Annotated in this window: 17 protein-coding genes; 10 read left to right on the plus strand and 7 right to left on the minus strand. The window is 68.6% G+C overall.

The features are described from left to right. Positions 1-63 precede the first annotated feature (63 nt). A complete protein-coding gene (locus ACAG24_RS12395) occupies positions 64-1,899 on the plus strand; it encodes an acyl-CoA dehydrogenase (RefSeq protein WP_370473356.1) in 1,836 nt (611 codons plus the stop codon). Between the two features lie 156 nt (positions 1,900-2,055). Then, a complete protein-coding gene (locus ACAG24_RS12400) occupies positions 2,056-2,862 on the plus strand; it encodes a DUF2189 domain-containing protein (RefSeq protein ID WP_370473357.1) in 807 nt (268 codons plus the stop codon). Here the strand turns inward: ACAG24_RS12400 and ACAG24_RS12405 are convergent. The 3 genes from ACAG24_RS12405 to ACAG24_RS12415 all read right to left on the minus strand — a co-directional run bounded on the left by ACAG24_RS12405 (position 2,852) and on the right by ACAG24_RS12415 (position 5,710). After that, positions 2,852-3,127: a hypothetical protein gene (locus tag ACAG24_RS12405; protein ID WP_370473358.1), complete on the minus strand. Its 276-nt coding sequence runs from the start codon at positions 3,125-3,127 to the stop codon at positions 2,852-2,854. The genes ACAG24_RS12400 and ACAG24_RS12405 overlap by 11 nt on opposite strands. A gap of 207 nt (positions 3,128-3,334) precedes the next feature. Further along, positions 3,335-4,270 carry a TIGR03564 family F420-dependent LLM class oxidoreductase gene (locus tag ACAG24_RS12410; RefSeq protein WP_370473359.1) on the minus strand — a complete coding sequence of 312 codons (936 nt, stop codon included), beginning with the start codon at positions 4,268-4,270 and terminating at the stop codon, positions 3,335-3,337. 138 nt (positions 4,271-4,408) lie between these two features. After that, complete coding sequence (locus tag ACAG24_RS12415; protein WP_370473360.1) at positions 4,409-5,710, minus strand: acetyl-CoA C-acetyltransferase; 1,302 nt, start codon at positions 5,708-5,710, stop codon at positions 4,409-4,411. Between the two features lie 175 nt (positions 5,711-5,885). Between ACAG24_RS12415 and ACAG24_RS12420 the strand changes: the two genes are divergently transcribed. Both ACAG24_RS12420 and ACAG24_RS12425 read left to right on the plus strand, forming a co-directional pair. Then, positions 5,886-7,238 (plus strand): 3-oxoacyl-ACP reductase, encoded by a 1,353-nt coding sequence (locus ACAG24_RS12420; RefSeq protein WP_370473361.1) that lies wholly within the window; start codon positions 5,886-5,888, stop codon positions 7,236-7,238. Between the two features lies 1 nt (position 7,239). Continuing rightward, complete coding sequence (locus ACAG24_RS12425; RefSeq protein WP_370473362.1) at positions 7,240-8,088, plus strand: MaoC/PaaZ C-terminal domain-containing protein; 849 nt, start codon at positions 7,240-7,242, stop codon at positions 8,086-8,088. Here ACAG24_RS12425 and ACAG24_RS12430 read toward each other — a convergent pair. Continuing rightward, complete coding sequence (locus ACAG24_RS12430; RefSeq protein ID WP_370473363.1) at positions 8,075-8,716, minus strand: TetR/AcrR family transcriptional regulator; 642 nt, start codon at positions 8,714-8,716, stop codon at positions 8,075-8,077. The two genes, ACAG24_RS12425 and ACAG24_RS12430, sit on opposite strands and share 14 nt — an antisense overlap. Before the next feature lie 65 nt (positions 8,717-8,781). Further along, positions 8,782-9,987 (minus strand): glycoside hydrolase family 3 N-terminal domain-containing protein, encoded by a 1,206-nt coding sequence (locus ACAG24_RS12435; RefSeq protein ID WP_370473364.1) that lies wholly within the window; start codon positions 9,985-9,987, stop codon positions 8,782-8,784. Positions 9,988-10,126: 139 nt separating this feature from the next. Between ACAG24_RS12435 and ACAG24_RS12440 the strand changes: the two genes are divergently transcribed. The 4 genes from ACAG24_RS12440 to ACAG24_RS12455 are packed head-to-tail and all read left to right on the plus strand — an operon-like array spanning position 10,127 to position 16,522. Next, positions 10,127-10,615, plus strand: coding sequence for a universal stress protein (locus ACAG24_RS12440; RefSeq protein WP_370473365.1), 489 nt, complete (start codon positions 10,127-10,129; stop codon positions 10,613-10,615). A gap of 55 nt (positions 10,616-10,670) precedes the next feature. Continuing rightward, positions 10,671-10,844: a DUF2613 domain-containing protein gene (locus ACAG24_RS12445; protein ID WP_003933939.1), complete on the plus strand. Its 174-nt coding sequence runs from the start codon at positions 10,671-10,673 to the stop codon at positions 10,842-10,844. A gap of 1 nt (position 10,845) precedes the next feature. Continuing rightward, positions 10,846-15,054 carry a DUF3367 domain-containing protein gene (locus ACAG24_RS12450; RefSeq protein ID WP_370473514.1) on the plus strand — a complete coding sequence of 1,403 codons (4,209 nt, stop codon included), beginning with the start codon at positions 10,846-10,848 and terminating at the stop codon, positions 15,052-15,054. Between the two features lies 1 nt (position 15,055). Further along, positions 15,056-16,522 (plus strand): AMP-binding protein, encoded by a 1,467-nt coding sequence (locus ACAG24_RS12455; protein ID WP_370473366.1) that lies wholly within the window; start codon positions 15,056-15,058, stop codon positions 16,520-16,522. Here ACAG24_RS12455 and ACAG24_RS12460 read toward each other — a convergent pair. Continuing rightward, positions 16,519-16,998 carry a MarR family winged helix-turn-helix transcriptional regulator gene (locus ACAG24_RS12460; RefSeq protein ID WP_370473367.1) on the minus strand — a complete coding sequence of 160 codons (480 nt, stop codon included), beginning with the start codon at positions 16,996-16,998 and terminating at the stop codon, positions 16,519-16,521. The two genes, ACAG24_RS12455 and ACAG24_RS12460, sit on opposite strands and share 4 nt — an antisense overlap. 142 nt (positions 16,999-17,140) lie before the next feature. On the opposite strand from ACAG24_RS12460, the gene ACAG24_RS12465 reads away from it, so the two are divergent. Beyond that, complete coding sequence (locus ACAG24_RS12465; protein ID WP_370473368.1) at positions 17,141-18,076, plus strand: NADP-dependent oxidoreductase; 936 nt, start codon at positions 17,141-17,143, stop codon at positions 18,074-18,076. Positions 18,077-18,093: 17 nt separating this feature from the next. On the opposite strand, the gene ACAG24_RS12470 is transcribed toward ACAG24_RS12465, so the two are convergent. Further along, positions 18,094-19,272 (minus strand): acyltransferase family protein, encoded by a 1,179-nt coding sequence (locus ACAG24_RS12470; protein WP_370473369.1) that lies wholly within the window; start codon positions 19,270-19,272, stop codon positions 18,094-18,096. A gap of 181 nt (positions 19,273-19,453) precedes the next feature. On the opposite strand from ACAG24_RS12470, the gene pgfA reads away from it, so the two are divergent. After that, a complete protein-coding gene (gene pgfA / locus ACAG24_RS12475) occupies positions 19,454-20,659 on the plus strand; it encodes a cell envelope lipid trafficking protein PgfA (RefSeq protein ID WP_370473370.1) in 1,206 nt (401 codons plus the stop codon). Positions 20,660-20,671: the final 12 nt, after the last annotated feature.

The following is a 20,671-nucleotide window of genomic DNA, read 5'->3' on the forward strand; positions in this document are numbered from 1 at the left end:
TACTGGTGGGTAACTTAACAACGAGTACCCAACCGCGCGTGGCGTTCTCATCGAGGAGGAATCGTGGGCCACTACAAGAGCAATGTTCGCGACCAGGTATTCAACCTGTTCGAAGTTCTGGGCGTCGACAAGGCGCTGGGTCAGGGTGCATACGCCGACCTGGATCAGGACACTGTCGTGGAGATGCTGGGCGAAATGGCCCGGCTGGCCGAGGGCCCGGTGGCGGAATCCTTCGCAGAGGCGGACCGCAACCCGCCCGTCTTCGACCCGAAGACGCACTCCGTGACGCTGCCCGAGGCGTTCAAGAAGTCGGTGCGCGCTGTCACCGACGGCGGCTGGGACAAGCTGTCGATCAGCGAAGAGCTCGGCGGCGCCGCGATGCCCAGCGTGCTGTCCTGGGCGCTGCAGGAGCACATCCTCGGCGCCAACCCCGCCGTGTACATGTACGCGATGGGCGCCGGCTTCGCCGACATCCTTTTCCACCTCGGCACCGACGAGCAGAAGCAGTGGGCCAAGTTCGCCGCCGAGCGCGGCTGGGGCTCGACCATGGTGCTCACCGAGCCCGACGCGGGCTCCGACGTCGGTGCGGGCCGCACCAAGGCCGTGCAGCAGCCCGACGGCTCATGGCACATCGACGGCGTGAAGCGGTTCATCACCTCGGCCGACTCCGACGACCTGTTCGAGAACATCATGCATCTCGTGCTGGCCCGCCCCGAAGGCGCCGGTCCGGGCACCAAGGGTCTGTCGCTGTTCTTCGTGCCGAAGTTCCACTTCGACCGCGAGACCGGTGAGCCCGGCGAGCGCAACGGCGTGTTCGTCACCAACGTCGAACACAAGATGGGCCTGAAGATCTCGACCACCTGCGAGCTCTCGCTCGGTCAGCACGGCGTACCCGCGCAGGGCTGGCTGGTCGGCGAGGTGCACGACGGCATCGCGCAGATGTTCGATGTCATCGAGCAAGCGCGAATGATGGTGGGCACCAAGGCGATCGCCACGCTCTCGACCGGATACCTGAACGCCCTGGCCTACGCCAAGGACCGCGTCCAGGGTGCCGACCTGACCCAGATGACGGACAAGACCGCGCCGCGCGTGACCATCACGCACCACCCCGACGTGCGCCGCTCGCTGATGACCCAGAAGGCCTACGCCGAGGGTCTGCGCGCGCTCTACCTGTTCACCGCGACCCACCAGAACGCCGACATGGCCAAGGCCCTGCACGGCATCGAGCCCGAGCTGGCGGTGAAGGTCAACGACCTGATGCTGCCGATCGTCAAGGGTGTGGGTTCGGAGCAGGCCTACGCGAAGTTGACCGAATCGCTGCAGACCTTCGGTGGCTCCGGCTTCCTGCAGGACTACCCGATCGAGCAGTACATCCGCGACGCCAAGATCGACTCGCTCTACGAGGGCACCACCGCCATCCAGGCGCAGGACTTCTTCTTCCGCAAGATCGTCCGCGACAAGGGTGTGGCGCTGGCCCACGTCGCAGGCCAGATCGAGGAGTTCGTCAAGGCCGAGACCGGCAACGGCCGCCTGAAGGCCGAGCGCGCACTGCTGGCCACCGCGCTGGAGGATGTCCAGGGCATGGCCGCGTCGCTGACCGGTTATCTGATGGCCTCGCAAGAGGATCCGGCCAGCATCTACAAGGTCGGCCTCGGCTCCGTGCGCTTCCTGATGAGCGTCGGCGACCTGGTGATCGGGTGGCTGCTGCAGAAGCAGGCCGCCGTGGCGATCGAGGCACTCGACGCCGGCGCGGCCGGTGACGACCGCGCCTTCTACGAGGGCAAGATCGCGGTCGCCTCGTTCTTCGCGAAGAACTTCCTGCCGCTGCTGACCAGCACACGGACCATCGTGGAAAACCTCGACAACGAGGTCATGGAACTGGACGAAGCGAGCTTCTGACCCCCCTCGAATCGCTTCGGACCCGAGACGCCCCCGGACTCTTCCCGGGGGCGTCTTGCGTTTCGGCTCCCCCGCGAGCAGACAGAAACGCCCACGTCGCTGCCATTTCGTGCGATTTTGTCTCTGCTCACCATCTCCAGACCAGGGGGCCATGCCATGACCGACCGTCCCTACGATCAACCGCCGGGCTATCCCCCGCCGCCATCGGGATACTGGCCACCGGGATACGGGCCACCGCCTGCGTCGCCGGGGACGGATGTCGGCGCCGGGCTGCGGTGGGCGTGGAATGCGTTCACCCAGAACGCCTTTCCGATGGTCGCGGCGTTGCTGATCTGGGCGGTGGCCTTCGTCGCCCTGTTCGGTATCCCGTATGCGATGGCGTTCGTGGTGGCGGAGACGAACCCGTCGGCCTACAGCGAGTACTCCGCATCCACGTCGACCATGGAGTTCGGCGCAGCCAGCGTCGTGCTCATCATCGTCGCGTGCGTTCTGCTGTGGTTCGCCGTCGCGTGCATGACGTCGGCAGTGCTCACGGGCTTTCTCAAGGTCGCCGACGGTCAGCCGGTGGCGCTGGCATCCTTCCTCAAGCCCACCCGACTCGGCGCGATGCTCGGCCTGCAGTCACTCGTCATGGCCGCCGCAGCGGTGGGCATGATCCTGTGCATCGTCCCGGGCATCCTCGTCATCTTCTTCACCCTTCTGGCGCCGTTGGCGCTACTGGATCGCGGGCTGGGCGTCATCGAGGCGCTCAAGACGAGCATCGGCCTCGTCAAGGCCAACGTCGTGCCGGTGCTGCTGATGTACCTCATCGGAGCCGCACTCGGCGCGGTGGGTCAATTAGCTTGCCTAGTAGGCCTTTTCGTCGCGATCCCGGTCACCTACCTGTACCAGGTGTACGTGTACCGCGCGATCTCGGGCAGGCCTGTCGCGCCGCTCGGGCCGGCTGCCGCACCTACCTACTGAGCCTTCGACTCTTCGAAATCCGCATCAGCCCCACCACGAGGAAACCCGCCGCCAAGACACCCTTGAGGTAGCTCGACCACCCGGCGCTGTCGAGGGCCAACGTCGCCGTGAACGCTGCGAGGGCGACCATCGACGCACCGAGGTACAGATGCGTGCGGCGTTCCCGTTTCGTCGGATTTGCTTCTCGCGGGGCAATCACTGCGTAGGCGAAGAGGCCGAGGGCAGCCACAAAGGTCAGCAGCTGCATCACGTTGAGCACCGTCATGACCTATTTCTAGCGGTCGCTGTGCTGGGGCCGATCACACCCCGGACATAAGGGCGGGTTCGGGAGGACATGTGGGTGCGCCTCATTCGTCTCGCGCGGCCGACTCTCATCCCTCATCGGCTCTTCGGACCCGTCACTCCCGAACCCGTCGTGCAGTCGATGCTACGCCTGGGTGGACCCTCGGAAAAGAGGTGTCGCACACCAATTTCAGCCGATTTGCCGCAACAGTGCACGGGTCCGATCGCGGCCCTCGGCACTGGTGTCGAACACCGCGCCGACGTACTCGTCGACTCCCGCCGCCTTCAGATCGGCCAGCCGATCGCGCACGGTCGCCTCGTCGCCGATGATCGCGGCGTCTTCGGGTCCGGCATAGCCTTCGCGGTCCAGCATGGCGCGGTAGGACGGCAGCGTCCCGTAGACGGCGAACTGCTCGGCGGCCTGTTTGCGTGCCGCGTCGACATCGTCGGTCACGGCAATCGGAAGCGAGGCGACGACGCGCACCGCATCCTCGGAACGGCCCGCGTCGGCGGCGGCCTGGCGCAGGGTGGGGCTGACGTGGTCGCGCAGCGTCTTCGGTCCTGTCATCCAGGTGCAGGTGCCCTGGGTGCGCCGGCCCGCCAGCCGCAGCAGTTGCGGACCGAGCGCGGCGATGTACACGTCGGGCCGCGGGGCGCCAGGGATCACGAGGGCGCCGCGGGTGGTGACGGTCTCGCCGGAGGCATTGGCGGGTTCTCCGGCGAGCAGCGGCAACAGCCCGTCGAGGTACTCGTTGAGCCGGCGCACGGGCTTGTCCCACGGGATGCCCCACATGCCCTCGGTGACGGCCGCATGCGTCATCCCGAGCCCGAGCAGGAAGCGGCCGCCGGAGGCGAGGCTGACCGTCAGCGCGCGCTGTGCCATCTGCATCGGATGCTGATTCTGGATCGGGACCACGCCGCTGGCGACCTCGATCGTGTCGACCTCGTGGAGGGCGACGGCCAGGATCGTCAGCAGGTCGGGCTCGTAGGGCAGCTGGCTGATCCAGACGCGGGCGAAACCCTCGTCTCGCAGTTGGCCGAGATAGGCGATGGTCGCGTCGATCGGCGAACCACCGCGCGCGCTGTCGTGAAGGGCGTTGATCTGTCCGAACATGCTGATCTGCATGCCTGGAATCTATCCCTGGACGAAAAGAACCCCGTGTTGCCGTCGGGTCGGGGGGTCAGACGGCAACACGGAGCTATCTCATCTATCGATCGCGTTCCAGCGGGCGTTACAGCGATCGGAAAACTTTTTCGCCGGAAGCTAGGCCTCCAGGATGGCTGTCACGCCCTGGCCACCCGCGGCGCAGACGGAGATGAGGCCGCGCACCGGTTGTCCGGTCTGCGCTTTCTTCTCGGCGAGCTGCTTGGCCAGCTGCGCCACGATCCGGCCGCCGGTCGCAGCGAACGGGTGCCCCGCCGCCAGGGACGAGCCGTTGACGTTGAGCTTGCTCCGGTCGATGGAGCCCAGCGCGGCGTCGAGGCCGAGCCGCTCCTTGCAGTACTCCTCGGACTCCCAGGCCGACAGCGTCGCCAGCACGACGGACGCGAACGCCTCGTGAATCTCGTAGAAGTCGAAGTCCTGCAGCGTGAGGCCGTTGCGCGCGAGCAGCCGCGGCACCGCGTACGTCGGCGCCATCAGCAGTCCGTCGCGGCCGTTGACGTAGTCGACCGCGGCGGTCTCACCGTCGACGAAGTAGGCCAGGACGGGCAGCGAGCGCGCCGATGCCCATTCCTCAGACGACAGCAGCGCGACCGACGCACCGTCGGTCAGCGGGGTCGAGTTGCCGGCCGTCATCGTCGCGTCGCCGTTGCGCACCCCGAAGACGGGCTTGAGCTTGGCGAGCTTCTCGGCTGACGAGTCACGACGCAGGTTGTTGTCGCGGTAGAGGCCGAGGAACGGCGTGACCAGATCGTCGAAGAACCCGCGGTCGTAGGCGGCGGCCATGTTGATGTGGCTGGCCGCGGCGAGCTCGTCCTGATCGGTACGCTTGACGCCCATCTCCTTGGCGGTGACGGCGGCATGCTCGCCCATCGACATGCCGGTGCGGGGCTCGCTGTTGACGGGGATCTCGACCCCGAGCGCGGCAGGCAACTTACCCACGAGCTTGAGCCGTTCGACGTTGGACTTCGCGCGGCGCAGACCGAGCAGCACCTGGCGCAGGTCATCGCCGAAGGCAATCGGGGCATCGGAGGCGGTGTCGACACCACCGGCCGCCGCCACCTCATACCGGCCGAACGCGATGCCGTCGGCCGCCGCGATCGTCGCCTGCAGACCCGTCCCACAGGCCTGCTGGAGATCGAAAGCCGGGGTGTAGGACGACAGTGAGCTGCCCAGCACGCATTCGCGCATCAGGTTGAAGTCGCGGCTGTGCTTGAGGACGGCGCCACCGATGACGGCGTCGAGCTTTTCGCCCTTGAGATCGAAGCGGTCGGCCAGACCGTCGAGCGCCGCGGTGAACATGTCCTGGTTGGACGCTTTCGCGTAGGCCCCGTCGGACCGCGCGAACGGGATCCGGTTGCCTCCGAGGATTGCTACCCGGCGGGTTGTCTTGCTGTCAGCCACGTCTGCCTCCCGGCTTGCTCCTGGGTGTCGAGCGTCATACTACCCACCGTTCTTACTCTGGAGTAAGTTCGGTGATGGACGCGACAGTTGGGGTACCCCCGAGCCGTCGAAGTAGAACTCATCCGGATCTCACCCAGGTCGCCAGAAGGTCGGCCCTCTCTTGAAAGGCAGCACAGTGGCTTCCGATCTCCTCTCGCAAGTCGTCAACTCCGGACCGGGCTCGTTCCTGGCCAAGCAGCTGGGGGTGCCGCAGCCCGAGCCGCTGCGCCGGTACAAGCAGGGGGAGCAGCCGCTGGCCGGTTCCCTGCTGATCGGAGGTGAGGGGCGGGTCGTCGAGCCGCTCCGTGCCGCGCTGGTCGACGACTACGACGTGGTCGCCAACAACCTCGGGGGTCGCTGGGCCGATTCGTTCGGCGGGCTGGTCTACGACGCCACCGGCATCACCGAGCCCGAAGGCCTCAAGGGCCTCTACGAGTTCTTCACCCCGCTGCTGCGCAACCTCGGCCACTCCGGCCGCGTCGTGGTCATCGGCACCACCCCCGAGGAGGCCGGCAGCGTGCACGAACGCACCGTGCAACGTGGCCTCGAAGGATTCACCCGGTCGTTGGGCAAGGAGTTGCGCAACGGCTCGACCGCCGCGCTGGTGTACCTGTCGGCCGACGCGAAGCCCGCCGCCACGGGGCTGGAGTCCACGCTGCGCTTCCTGCTGTCGGGGAAGTCGGCCTACGTCGACGGCCAGGTCTTCCACGTCGGTGCCGCCGACGCCACCCCGCCCGCCGACTGGGACCGACCGCTGGATGGCAAGGTGGCCGTCGTGACGGGTGCCGCACGCGGTATCGGCGCGACGATCGCCGAGGTGTTCGCCCGCGACGGCGCCAAGGTCATCTGCGTGGACGTCGAGGGGGCGGCCGAGGCGCTCGGAGAGACCGCGAGCAAGGTGAGCGGGACGGCGCTGACGCTCGACGTCACCGCCGCCGACGCGGTCGACCGCATCGCCGAGCACGTCCGAGAGCTCTATGACGGCAAGCTGGACATTCTCGTCAACAACGCGGGTATCACCCGCGACAAGCTGCTGGCCAATATGGACGAGTCCCGCTGGGATTCGGTCATCGCAGTGAATCTGCTTGCGCCCCTTCGCCTTGCCGAGGGCCTGGTGGAGAGCGGGCTGATCGGCGACGGCGGCCGGATCATCGGGCTGTCGTCGATGGCGGGCATCGCAGGCAACCGTGGGCAGACCAACTACGCGACCACCAAGGCCGGCATGATCGGGCTGACCGACGCGCTGGCCCCGCAGTTCGCGGAGAAGAACATCACCATCAACGCGGTGGCACCGGGCTTCATCGAGACGAAGATGACCGACGCGATCCCGCTGGCGACCCGTGAGGTGGGCCGCCGGCTGAACTCGCTGTTCCAGGGCGGACAGCCGGTCGACGTGGCCGAGGCCATCGCGTACTTCGCCAGCCCGGGTTCGAATGCCGTGACGGGCAACACGATCCGGGTGTGCGGCCAAGCCATGCTGGGGGCCTGAGATGGCACAGCAGCCCTCGGGCCTGAGAAACCTCGCCCTGGCCGCGGCGGGTGCGCTGCCGTTCGTGCCGCGCAGCGAAACGCTGCCCACTCGCACGCTGACCGTCGAGGACCTCACGATCGACCCGGCCAACGTCGCCGAGTACGCCGCCGTCACCGGCCTGCGTTTCGACAACTCGGTCCCGCTGACCTACCCGTTCGCGCTGACGTTCCCGACGGTGATGCAGCTGATCACCGGTTTTGATTTCCCCTTCGCCGCAATGGGTTCGGTGCATCTGGAGAATCACATCACCCAGTTCCGGCCTATCGCGGTGACCGACACCGTCTCGGTCGCGGTGCGCGCGGAGAACATGCGCGAGCACCGCAGGGGTCTGCTTGTCGACATCCTCACCGACGTGAAGGTCGGCAACGAACTGGCCTGGCAGCAGGTCACCACGTTCCTGCATCAGCAGCGCACCAGTCTGTCCGACGAGCCCAAGGCGCCGCCGCAGAGGCAGCCGAAACTGCCGCCACCGAACGCGATCCTGAAGATCACGCCGGGCCAGATCAAGCACTACGCGTCGGTCGGCGGTGACCACAACCCGATCCACACCAACGGGATCGCCGCCAAATTGTTCGGGTTCCCCACCGTCATCGCCCACGGAATGTTCAGTGCCGCAGCGGTTCTGGCGAACATCGAGGGGCAGCTTCCCGACGCGGTCAAGTACTCGGTGCGGTTCGCCAAACCGGTGGTGCTGCCGGCGCGTGCCGGGCTGTACGTCGACCGCAACACCGACGGCTGGGAGCTGACACTGCGGCACCTGTCGAAGGGCTACCCGCACCTGACGGGCACCGTGTCTAGCTTGAGATGACCGCAGTGGCGTCGGTGGCTTCGGCGTCCACCGCCGCCGACGGCGCGCCCTTGAGGCCCAGCCAGAACAGGTTGATCATCAGCTCCGACGCCTCGTGGACGTCGGCGTCGCCGGTGCTCACCCGCGAGGCGATGGCCTCGCCCGCGCCCACCAGCGCGACGGCCATCATGTCGAAGTCGGTATCGGGTTCGGGGAAGCGTGTCCCGGAGCGCAGGAGCCGGCCGACGATCTCGATGATGCGTTCCCGGCCTTCGCGCACGGTGTGGGCGAAGGCCTGCGAGCTGGTGGCCTGGGTGTAGAGCACCATCCAGGACGCGCGGTGGGCGTCGATGTAGTTCAGGAACGCCAGCACCGCGGTGCGCAGCAACTCTTTGGGCGCCGCGCTGAAATCGATGTTGCTGTTCACCTCGTCGACGAACCGGCCGAGTTCGCGGTTCAGACAGGCGCCGAACAATTCCTCTTTGGAGCCGTAGTACAGATACAGCATCGGCTTGCTGATCTGCGCTTCGGCCGCGATCGCGTCCATCGAGGTCTCGTGATAGCCGTTGACCGAGAAGATCTCCACAGCCGCGTCGAGCATCTGTTGTTCACGGACGGCGCGCGGCAACCGCTTGGTTCCACCTGCCATGCGCGCGCCTTCCCTGACCGTCGAGCAACACTTTCCCTATGACAGGGTAAGCAATTGCCGATCGATCAGCCGCCGCACCGCGACGACGGGGGCTTCGTCGCGGCGATGCGCATCACCGCGGCGTCCACGCGCGACATCGTCAGCTCGCCGGCGCCGACGGCCGCCTCGAGACGGTCGAGCACCGCGGGTACCTGGTCGGTCGACAGCCACAGCGCCACGTCGGCCCCGGCCTGCAGCGCGCGCAGTACCGCGTCGGCGATCCCGAACCTGTCGGTGATCGCCTGCATGCCGGACAGGTCGTCGGTGTACACCGGGCCGCCGAACGGCGGTCCCCCGTAGTCGCCGGATCGCAGCATCGCGTAGGCGGCCGGGCTCAGGCTGGCCGGGTCGCTGCCGGTGAGGCCCGGCACTTCGAGGTGGCCGACCATCACACCCACGGGCGCCTGCGCGGCCAGCGTCCGATACGGGATCAGATCCTTGGCCTGCAATTGGTCGATCGGCGGGGTGACGACGCTGCCCGCGTGGGAGTCGCCGGATCCGTCGCCGTGGCCGGGGAAATGCTTCAGCACAGGGAGCACGCCGGCGTCGCGCAGTCCTCGCGCATAGGCGCCCGCGTAGTCGGTGACCGTGGTGGGGTCGGCCCCGAACGAACGGTCGCCGATGACGGTGTCGTCGGGGGCGTCGGTGACGTCGACGACGGGGGCGAAGTCGACCGTGATGCCGAGGTTGCGCATCTTTCTGCCGCGCTCGAGCGCGATCGCGTACACCTGCTCGGGAGTGTTGGACGCGGCGAGCACCCGGGCGGGCGGTTGGCTGCCGATCAGTCCCGACAGCCGCGACACCCGGCCGCCTTCCTCGTCGACGCTGACCGCCAGCGGGAGCGGCCCCGCGTTGACGATGTCGGGCAGCGAGCCGTCCGACAGCATCGACATGTCGGTCCAGCTGCCGATCATGATGCCGCCGACATGGTGGTCGGCGGCCACCGCGCGGGCGTCGGCTGCCCCGCTCACCCCGACCATCAGCAGTTGGGCGAGCTTGTCCCGCGTCGACATGCCGGCCACGGCAGCCGCCGGATCACCGCAGGCGGGGGCAGCAGGGGGCGCGGGCACGGGCGCGGCGGGCAGATTCCCGGCGGCCAGGGACGGTTCGGCGGAGGCGGCGTGGGGCGCCGCGGCGGGCTCGGTCTCGGCGGGGGCGGTGCAGCCGGCCAGAAGTGCGGTTGCCGCGACGGCCCCGATCAGGGCGTTCGGGACGATCCTCGGTGGGCGCATCGTCACGACACTAATAGCAGTGCACGCTTCGATCTATGGCCTGGCTGTTGCACCGGCCCGGAGCGCCGGAAACGGTGCTGGTCTGAGGCCACCACCAAATATTCTGGAACCCGACGGCACGCAGCGAACAGGAGCGGTGATGGAGAGCCCCGTACCCCGGGACAAGAAGACCGTGCTGCTCATCGCCTTCGACGGGTCGCCGACCGCGCGCCGCGCCGTGCAGTACGCGGGCCGGTTCCTGACCGCCGACCGCGCCGTGGTGCTGACGGTGTGGTCGCCGATGGATCGCGGCAGCGATCCAGGTGCCTACGATTTCGACCTGGACGGACCCCCCGACCCGCACAACGACGATGAGGACGACATCGCGTTGGCCGAGGCGCAGCGCGTCAACGACGAAGGGCTCGAACTCGCCCTCGCGGCGGGGCTGCCTGCCGAACCCCTTCGTCGAGCGGTGGCGTTCACGGTGTGGCAGACGATCATCGAGGCCGCCGACGATCTCGACGCCGATCTGATCGTCACGGGCACCAGAGCGACGACCGGTTTTCGGTCGTTGCTGCAGTCCAGCGTGGCCGATCATGTGTTGCGCCGCGGCCACCGTCCCGTGTTGATCGTGCCGCCCGAGCCGTGATTGCGCCGCTCGCGGGCGCCGAGGCCCCGTCGGCCTCCGTGCTAGTTTGGGCCGCATGGATCGGTTTCTCGTGCCCGCCGCAGCCAGCATCGTCGTCGGCCTGCTGCTGGGCGCGGCGGCCGTGTTCGGGGTGACGCTGATGGTGCAGCAGGACACCAAGCCTCCTCTGCAGGCGGGCGATCCGGCGTCTTCGGTCCTCAACAGGGTCGAGTACGGGGACCGTACGTAAGCTGACGAACGTCCAGCCGCTCTCGCGGCGCTGGTTGTGGGTGGCCGCCGCGGCGGCGCTGGTCCTGACATTCGCCCAGTCGCCCGGACAGATCTCCCCCGACACCAAGCTCGACCTCACCGCCAATCCGCTGCGGTTCCTCTCGCGCGCGTTCACCCTCTGGAACAGCGAACTGCCGTTCGGGCAGGCGCAGAACCAGGCCTACGGCTACCTCTTCCCGCACGGCACGTTCTTCCTGGCCGGTGATCTGCTCGGCCTGCCCGGGTGGGTGACACAACGCCTGTGGTGGGCGCTGATCCTCGTCGTCGGATACTGGGGTCTGCTGCGGGTGGCCGAAGCGCTCGGCATCGGGACCACCACGTCGCGGATCCTCGGCGCCATCGCGTTCGCGCTGTCTCCGCGCGTGCTGACGACGCTGGGCGCGATCTCGTCGGAGACGCTGCCGATGATGCTGGCGCCGTGGGTGCTGCTCCCGGTGATAGTCGTTCTCCGGGGCGACCCCCGCGTGCGGCTGCTGGCGGCCAGGTCCGCGCTGGCGATCGCGTTGATGGGTGCGGTGAATGCCGTCGCGACGCTGAGTGCGTGCCTGTGCGCCGCGGTGTGGCTGCTGTGCCACCGGCCCAACCGCACGTGGTGGCGTTTCGTCGCCTGGTGGGTGCCGTGCGTGGCTCTCGCGGTGACGTGGTGGGTGGTGGCGCTCCTGCACCTCGGTCGGATCAGCCCACCGTTCCTCGATTTCATCGAGTCCTCCGGCGTCACGACGCAGTGGATGTCGCTGACGGAGATGCTGCGCGGCACCGGGGCGTGGACCCCGTACGTGGCGCCGACGGCGACCGCGGGCGCACCGCTGGTGACCGGGTCGGTCGCGGTGCTCGCGACGACGCTGGTGGCCGCGGGCGGTCTGGCCGGCCTCGCACTGACCCGGATGCCGGGCAGGGGCCGGCTGATCACGATGCTGCTCGTCGGCGTCGTCCTGCTGGGTGCCGGGTACTCGGGCGGCCTGGGTTCGCCGATCGCCCAGGTGGTGCAGGCATTTCTGGACGCCGACGGCACCCCCCTGCGCAATCTGCACAAGCTGGAACCGCTGCTGCGCCTTCCCCTCGCTCTGGGCCTGGCCCACCTGCTCGGACGTATCCCGCTGCCGGGCAGCGCACCGACCCGGGTGTGGCGCGACGCGTTCGCCCACCCCGAGAACGACAAGCGCGTCGCGGTCGGCATCGTGCTGCTGGCGGCGCTCACGGCGGCGACGGCGCTGGCCTGGACCGGGCGGCTCACTCCCCCCGGCGCGTTCGACGCGATCCCGCAGTACTGGCACGACACCGCGGAATGGCTGGACGACAACAACTCCGGCGGCCGCGTGCTCGTCGCGCCGGGGGCCCCGTTCGCGACCCAGATCTGGGGCAACAGCCATGACGAGCCGCTGCAGGTTCTCGGCGACAGCGCATGGGGTGTGCGCGATTCCATCCCGCTCAACCCGCCCGAGACGATCCGTGCTCTCGATTCGGTGCAGCGGCTGTTCGCCGCGGGACGCCCGTCCGACGGCCTCGCCGACACCCTTGCCCGCCAGGGCATCTCGTACGTGGTGGTGCGCAACGATCTGGATCCCGACTCGTCGCGGTCGGCGCGCCCCATCCTCGTGCACCGTGCGATCGACGGGTCTGCGGGCCTGACGAAGGTCGCCGAGTTCGGTGACCCGGTGGGTCCCGGCGCGCTGGACGGGTTCGTCACCGACAGCGGTCTGCGGCCGCGGTACCCGGCGGTCGAGATCTACCGCGTCGACGGTGCCGAGCAACCGCTGAAACCCTATGTGGCCGAGGTTGACACCATGGCACGCGTCGATGGGGCACCTGAGGCCCTGCAGCGCCTCGACGAGCGCCGCAGACTCGCGGGGCAGCCACCGCTGGGCCCGATGCTGTTGACACAGGACGCTGTACGCGCCGGCTTGCCTGCCCCTGTGGTGACCGTCACCGACACCCCGACCGCCCGCGAAACCGACTACGGCCGGGTCGACGACCACTCGTCGGCGATCCGCGGTCCCGACGACGCGCGCAACACCTTCAACCGGGTGCCCGACTATCCGTCCGAGGGCGCCGAGCCCGTCTACGGTCAGTGGGACGGTGGACGCATCACGGTGTCGAGCGCCGCGTCGGATTCGACGGCACTGCCCAACGTCTCACCGTCGTCGGGACCTGCGTCGGCGATCGACGGCGACTCCTCGACCAGCTGGGTGTCGAACTCGCTGCAGACCGCGCTGGGCCAGTGGCTGCAGATCGACTTCGACCATCCCGTCACCAACGCGACCCTGACCGTCACTCCTAGTGCGACCGCGGTCGGCGCCCAGGTGCGACGACTCGAGGTGTCCACGGTGAACGGCACCAGCACCGTCCGCTTCGAAGAGGCGGGCAAACCCCAAACCGTCGCGTTGCCCTACGGCGAATCGCCGTGGGTGCGGATCACCGCGACGGGCACCGACGACGGTTCGCCCGGCGTGCAGTTCGGCCTCACCGACATCAACGTCACGCAGTACGACGCGAACGGCTTCGCTCATCCGGTCACCCTGCGGCACACCGTCGACGTGCCCGGCCCACCAGCGGGTTCCGTTGTCGCGCAATGGGATCTGGGGTCCGAGCTGCTGGGCCGAGCCGGCTGCGCCGAAAGCCCGACCGGAACCCGCTGCTCCGCGGCGATGGCGTTGGCGGCCGAGGAGCCCGTGAACCTGAGCCGGACGCTGACGGTCCCGGAGCCGACGCCGGTGACGCCGACGGTGTGGGTGCGGGCGCGGCAGGGGCCCAACCTGGCCGACCTCATCGCGGCGCCGAACACGACGCGTGCGGCCGGAGACAGCGACCCGATCGACGTCCTCGGTTCGGCCTATGCCGCCACCGACGGCGACCCCGGCACGTCCTGGACGGCCCCGCAGCGCACCGTGCAGCCGCGCACCCCACCCGCGCTGACGCTCACGTTGCCCGGCCCGCGCAACGTCTCCTCGATCCGCGTGACGCCGAGCTCGTCGCCGCTGCCCGCCCACCCGACGATGATCGCCGTCGACCTCGGTGACGGCCCGCAGGTGCGGCGCATGGTCGCGGGCACGGAGACCTTCTCCCTCCATCCCCGGGTGACCGACTCGATCAAGGTGTGGCTGCTGGACTGGGAGGACGTGATCGACCGCACGGCACTCGGTTTCGACCAGCTCAAACCGCCGGGCCTGGCCGAGATCGTCGCGCTCGACGAGCGCGGCGCCCCCATCGGAGCAGCCGATGCGGCGGCCAACCGGAAGCGCACCGTGAGCCTGCCGTGCGGGCGCGGACCCGTCATCGGCGTCGCCGGGGAGTTCGTCCAGACGTCGGTGACCACCACGGTCGGGGATCTGCTGGACGGCAGGCCCGTCCCGGCGCGCCCGTGCCGCAGCGCTCCCATCCTTCTGCCGCCGGGCCAGCAGGAGTTGCTGATCAGTCCGGGCCCTGCGCTCATCGTCGACGGGGTGCAGCTCGCCACGCCCCGTGCCGGCGAGATCACCTCGGCCACAACATCTTCGGTCACCATCGGCGGGTGGAGCAACGACCACCGCGAGGTCACAGTCGATGCGTCGGAACGCTCCCGGGTCCTCGTCGTTCCGGAAAGCGTCAGCCCGGGTTGGGTCGCGCGCGACGCGGCAGGCACCGAACTGACGTCTGTCACCGTCAACGGCTGGCAGCAGGGCTGGGTGGTGCCCGCCGGCACCGAGGGCACCATCACGCTGGACTTCGCATCCAACGCCACCTACCGGGCCGGCCTGATCGGCGGGCTCGCGTTGCTTCCCCTGCTCCTCGCCCTGGCGTTGGTCCCCGCCCGGCGGACCGGCGCCGGCCACCACCCCGCTCGGCTGTGGCAACCGCACCCACTCGCGATCGGCGCCGCGGCAACCGTTGCGGCACTGGTCATCTCCGGCTTTGGTGGCGCGCTTGTGGCACTCGGCGGCCTCGGTGTCCGATATCTGCTGCGCCGGCGGGCCAGGATCGCGGACGCGGTCACGGTGGGCACCGCCGCTTTCGGTCTGATCCTCGCGGGCGCGGTCCTCAGCCAATACCCGTGGCGCTCGGTCGACGGATATCTCGGGCACTCGGCCGGTGTGCAATTCCTGGCCCTGCTGTCGGTGGTCGCCGTGGCGATGTCGACGGTGACGTTCGCCGAATCACACCGCACGCCAGGCCTTGACGACGAAGATGGCTGACATGACAGACACCGTGGCGCCGATCGGCACGCAGGTCTCGGCGCTCGCCGCTGCGGCGCCCGATGCGCCCGCCGTCACCTGTGCCGGCGTGACGGTCAGCCGTGCAGAGCTCGATACGATCACCAACCGGATCGCCCGCGGCTTCGCCTCGCTCGGCGTCGGGGTGGGCGACTACGTCACCATCGTGCTGCCGAACTCATTGGACTGGGTGTTCGCGGTGCTCGCATGCTGGAAGCTCGGCGCGGTTCCCCAGCCGCTGTCGGCGCGGCTACCCGACGCGGAGTTGGCCGCGCTGCTGACGCTGCGCCGCCCGGCGCTGCTCGTCGGTAGGCCGGACCCCACCGGTGTGACAACAAGCACCACAACCGATCTCGCCGCCGAGTTCGTCGATTTTTCCGCCGATGGGCTGCCCGAGGCGGTGTCTCCGGTGTGGAAGTCGATGGCGTCGGGCGGCAGCACGGGACGACCGAAATTGATCGAGGCGGGCAACAACAGCCGGGTGCCGCCGGCCATCGGCTATCCGCTCGGGGCTCAAGAAGGCGACGTGAACCTGATCTCGGTTCCGTTGAGCCACAACACCGGGTTCACGACGTTCGCCATCGGTCTGCTGCAGGGCCACCATCTCATCGTCATGCCCCGATTCGAACCGCGCGAATTCCTCCGGCTGGTCACCGAACACCGGGTGACGTTCCTGGCGACCGTCCCGACGATCATGCAGCGGCTGCTTCCCGCCTACCGTGCCGAGCCGGATGCCTTCGACCTGTCGTCGATCCGACGGTTCTGGCATCTGGCCGCGCCGTGCCCGCCCGCCGTCAAGCAGGCCTGGATCGAGATCGTCGGTCCCGCGGCGGTGTGGGAACTGTACGGCGGCACCGAGTTACAGGCCCTGACCTTCATCTCGGGCGAGCAGTGGCTGACCCACCCCGGATCGGTGGGCGTCGTCGTCGCCGGGGAGATGAAGGTTCTCGACGACGACGGCAACGAATGTCCGCCCGGGGTGGTCGGCGAGATCTACATGCGTCCCGGGCCGGCCGCTCGGCCCACGTACCGGTACATCGGCAGCACCGCCAAAACGAGGGACGGTTGGGATTCGCTGGGCGACCTCGGCTATTTCGACGAAGACGGTTTCCTGTACCTCAACGACCGGAGGGTCGACATGTTCACCGTCGGCGGGCGCAATGTGTACCCGGCCGAGATCGAGTCGGCGCTGGCGGAGCACCCTGCGGTGCTGTCGAGTCTGGTGGTGGGTGTGCCCGACGAGGATCTGGGTCAGGTGCCCCACGCGATCGTGCAGGCCGCCGGACTCGACGAGGCGGGCGTCATCGCGTTCCTGGCAGAGCGGATCGCGGCGTACAAGCTGCCGAGATCGGTGGAGTTCGCCGACCGGCCGTTGCGCGACGACGCGGGCAAGGCGCGACGGTCGGCGGTCCGCGACGAAGTGCTAGCGCGGCGGGCCGCGCAGTCCTAGCGTCGGCGCGGCCGACTCGATCGCGGTGGCAGCGCGCGCATGTGGTCGCGCACTCGGCCCATGATGTCGCCGAGCGCGGCGACGTCCTGTTTCGACAACGGGTCGAACAGCAGGCCTCGGACGATCGCGACATGGCCGGGCAGCACCTGTGCGACGCGTGCGCGGCCTGCGTCGGTGATGCCGACGAGGGTGGCCCGCTGGTCGGTGGGGCTGGCTTCGCGCGCGATGAGGCCCGCCGTCTCGAGCAGCCCGGCCTGGTGGGTCAGGCCGCTGCGGCTGTAGACCACGCCGTCGGCCAACTCCGTCATGGTGAGGGGACCGTCTGCGGCGGAGAGTTTGGCCAGGATCTCGAACTGCACATAGCTCAGCTCGCCTTCGCTCTGCAGTTGTTGGCGCACCGCGTATTGGAGCAGGCTGGCCGCTTCGGTGAGCGCGAAATACGTCTGCATCTGCTGGGGTGCCAGTGACTTGGCCATGCCGCGATCGTACTGCTTCGAGATCGAAGCAGTGAGACGGCGCTCACACCATCCCGGGGGATTACTTCGATCTCAAAGCAAGTTACACGATGGGTAGGTGCTTCGACATCGAAGCAATGACATCGGAGAAGTGGAGCAGGTCATGAAAGCAGTGCAGTTCCGCCGTTACGGCGGCAGCGAAGTCATCGATCACGTCGAGATCGAACGACCCGAACCGGCCAGCGGCCAGGTGCTGCTGAAGGTGGCGGGGACGTCGTTCAACCCGGTGGACGCGGGCATCCGCGGCGGCTACCTGACCGAGGTGTTCGCCATCGAATTGCCGCATGTACCAGGGATCGACGTCGCAGGCACGGTCGCCGCGCTCGGCGACGACGTCGAGGGCTGGAGCGTCGGCGATGCCGTCGTGGCGCTGCTCCCCATGGACGCCGACGGCGCCGCAGCCGAGTACGTACTCGCCCCGGCCGGCTCGCTCGCGGCGGCGCCGCAGTCCGTGCCGCTCGCCGACGCCGCGGCACTGCCGACCGTGGGACTCACAGCGTGGCAGGCGCTCTTCGAGATCGCGGGTCTACGCGCCGGGCAGACAGTTCTGATCAACGGCGCCGGTGGGGCGGTCGGCAGCTACGCCACGCAACTCGCCGCGAGCGCCGCAGCGGTGGTGACCGCGACGGCCAAGCCCGGCGACGCCGACCGTCTGCGCCATCGGGGAGCCAGGCACGTGATCGACTACATCGACTACAGCGCAACACCTTTCACGGTGGACAACGCACCGTTCGACGTGGTGCTCAACCTCATCGCCACCACACCGGAGCAGACCGAGGCGCTCGCGTCGGTCGTCGCCGACGGCGGCCACTACGTCGGCACCATGACGTCAGGACCGGAGCGGCCGCGGCGGGACCTGCACACACAACGGGTGTTCGTCCGCAGCGACAGCGCGCAGCTGGCAGCGCTCGTCGCCCGGGTCGACGCGGGCGAGCTGCGCGTCGACGTGGCTGACCGTCGTCCGCTCGCCGAAGCGGCGGACGTGCACGAGGCCTACGACGCAGGCCGGCTACCGGGCAAGACCATCCTGGTCCCCTGACCCCCTCGCCGATGTGGTCAACGGGCGCGGGCGGGTTCGATCTCCTCGTCGACCGACGAGTCCAGCGGTGTCGGATCGTTGCGGCGCTCCCAGCGCCGCAACGCATTCCGGCAGGGCGACTCGACCAGGCCGTAGCTGACCGCGGCGATCGCGAAACCGAAGACCACCGTCAGCACCAGCACCACCGTGAAGTGTCCGTTGAACGCGAACTCGCCGATGATCGGGAACACCATCGCCAGTGCCGCGAGGTGCCACACGAACAACCCGTAGGACCACCGCCCCAGCGTGACCATCGTGGGGCTGCCCAGGATCCGGTGGGAGGTGTCGAGGCGGTCGAGGACCAGAGGAGCCAGCAGTGCGCCCGCGACGACCGCCCCCATCGCGGTCTTCAGCGTCACCTGCCCGATCGAGCCGGGGTGCAGCCCCTCGCGGCCGGCCAACGGGGACGCCGCGATCAGGAAGGCCGTCAGCGCGATCAGTCCCATCAGCACCCGTCGCCGCGCCAGCCGGTGCGCCAGGCCCACCGGGCCGACCGTCAGCTCCGCGAGCACCATCCCGGCGGCGAACCACGAGAAGAACGCGGGCGGCCAGTTCCACAGGTTGTGCCCGGACTCCGCGTCGAACGGGATCCGCACCCAGAACAGGCTCGCGACGGCGACCGCGACGATGGCCGGGATCCTGGCGCGGACAGGGACGCGCCGGGCCAGCAGCGCCAGCAGCGGCAGCGCCAGATAGAAGCTCATCTCGACCGACAGGCTCCACATCTGCGTAAGACCTGCTGTCAATGTCAGCGGCACATAGATCTGGGTCAGCGTGAGGTTGGCCAGCCACACGGTGAAGTCGGCCTTGACCTCGGGCAGCAGCGTCATGATCACGACGACGGCCACCAGGTAGCCGGGCATGATGCGCACGATGCGCGACCGCAGATAGTGCCCCGTCGAAGGACGCGACCGCAGCCCGCGCGCAGCGGCGGCGTGGCCGCGCCACAGCAGAAAGCCCGACAGCGCGAAGAACACCGCCACGGCGAGGTCGAAGCGGCCGAGGATCCGGCCGGTGATGCCGCCCGACATCCCTGTCTGGAATGCGACGTGGGTGACCACCACGCCGATCGCCGCGCACGCACGCAGACCCTCGACCGCGGGCAGGAACCCGCGCGTCCCACCCACGGTGTCGTCGGCGTCCGGAGTTCCGGTCACGCCGAACAGTGTGCCCCCGTCGCGTGGCCGACACGAAAACGGGTAGTCAGGCGTGGCCGTCGAACGCCTCGTAGTAAGCGACGACCTTAATGTCTGCTGTTAGGGTCGAACGGACTTTTGGGCGTCTGGCTGGGCGCCGCCACCGCCACGCCCGTGGCGGCGCGCGAAGGGAGACACGGTATTGAACCGCGCAGTTGCGCTGAGGATCGCCGCGTGCGGAATCATGGGCCTCGGAGCAGCCCTGCTCATCGCCGCCCTGCTCTTGTCCACCTACACCCAGGGCAAGATCGCCAAGATCCCGCTGACCATCGACACCACCCTCGTCAGCGACGGCACCGGCACCGCCTTCGACCCGGCATCGCTGCTCGGTGAGCGGTTCGTGGTCAACGAGGACATTCCCGTGGTCATGCAACAGCAGATGAGCGTCGAATCGCCGTCGAACGCAGACGTGGTCACCCTGCAGGTGGGCACGTCGCTGCGACGTTCCGATCAGCAGCAGGACAACGGTCTGCTGCTGGCCATGGTCGACACGGTGACCGTGAACCGGCAGACCGCGCTCGCGGTGTCGAGTGAGACGAACCCCGGTGGCTCGGTGCAGAAGCCGCGCGCCATCGAGGACGAGAACCCGCCCACCAGCATCGCGCTGCCGCACGAGGGGCTGGCCTACCGCTTTCCGTTCGACACCGAGAAGAAGACCTACCCGTACTTCGACCCGATCGCCCAGAAGGCCTACGACGCGAACTACTCGGGTGAAGAAGATGTGAACGGGCTGACGGCCTACAAGTTCACCCAGAACATCGGCTTCGACGCCGACGGCGAGCTCGTCGAACCCCTCAAGTACGCCTCGCTCTACGACGATGACGCCGACAGCCAGGTCACCGCGCGCGCAGCGCTGTGGGGCATCGAGGGCGACCCCGAAGAGCAGATCACGATGACGCGGTATTACGCCGCGCAGCGCACCTTCTGGGTCGATCCGGTCTCGGGCACGATCGTCAAGCAGACCGACCGGGCCTACCACTACTACGCGCGCGAGGCGCTCAGGCCCGAGGTGACATTCGTCGACTACACGGTGACGACCAACGAGGAATCAGTCGAATCCCAGGTGGCCGCCGCACAGGATGAGCGCGACCGGGTGTCGCTGTGGGGCCGCATCCTGCCGATCACGTTCACCGCGCTCGGGTTGATCGCGCTCGTCGGCGGCGCCCTGCTCGGGTCGTTCAGCCTGCGCGCCGAGTCGATGTTGATCGACCCGGGGCTCGACGACACCAGCAACCGGTTCTTCGGCGGCCGCGGTGACGAGGGTGAGCCGGTGCCCGGCGCCGAGGCCAAGACCGAGAAGCTGCCCGCACAGCGGCCCTCCGATCTGCCGCCGGACAGACCGGTCTGATCGGGTTCCTCC

Source organism: Mycobacterium bulgaricum, assembly GCF_041287165.2.
Classification (GTDB): Bacteria; Actinomycetota; Actinomycetes; order Mycobacteriales; family Mycobacteriaceae; genus Mycobacterium; species Mycobacterium bulgaricum.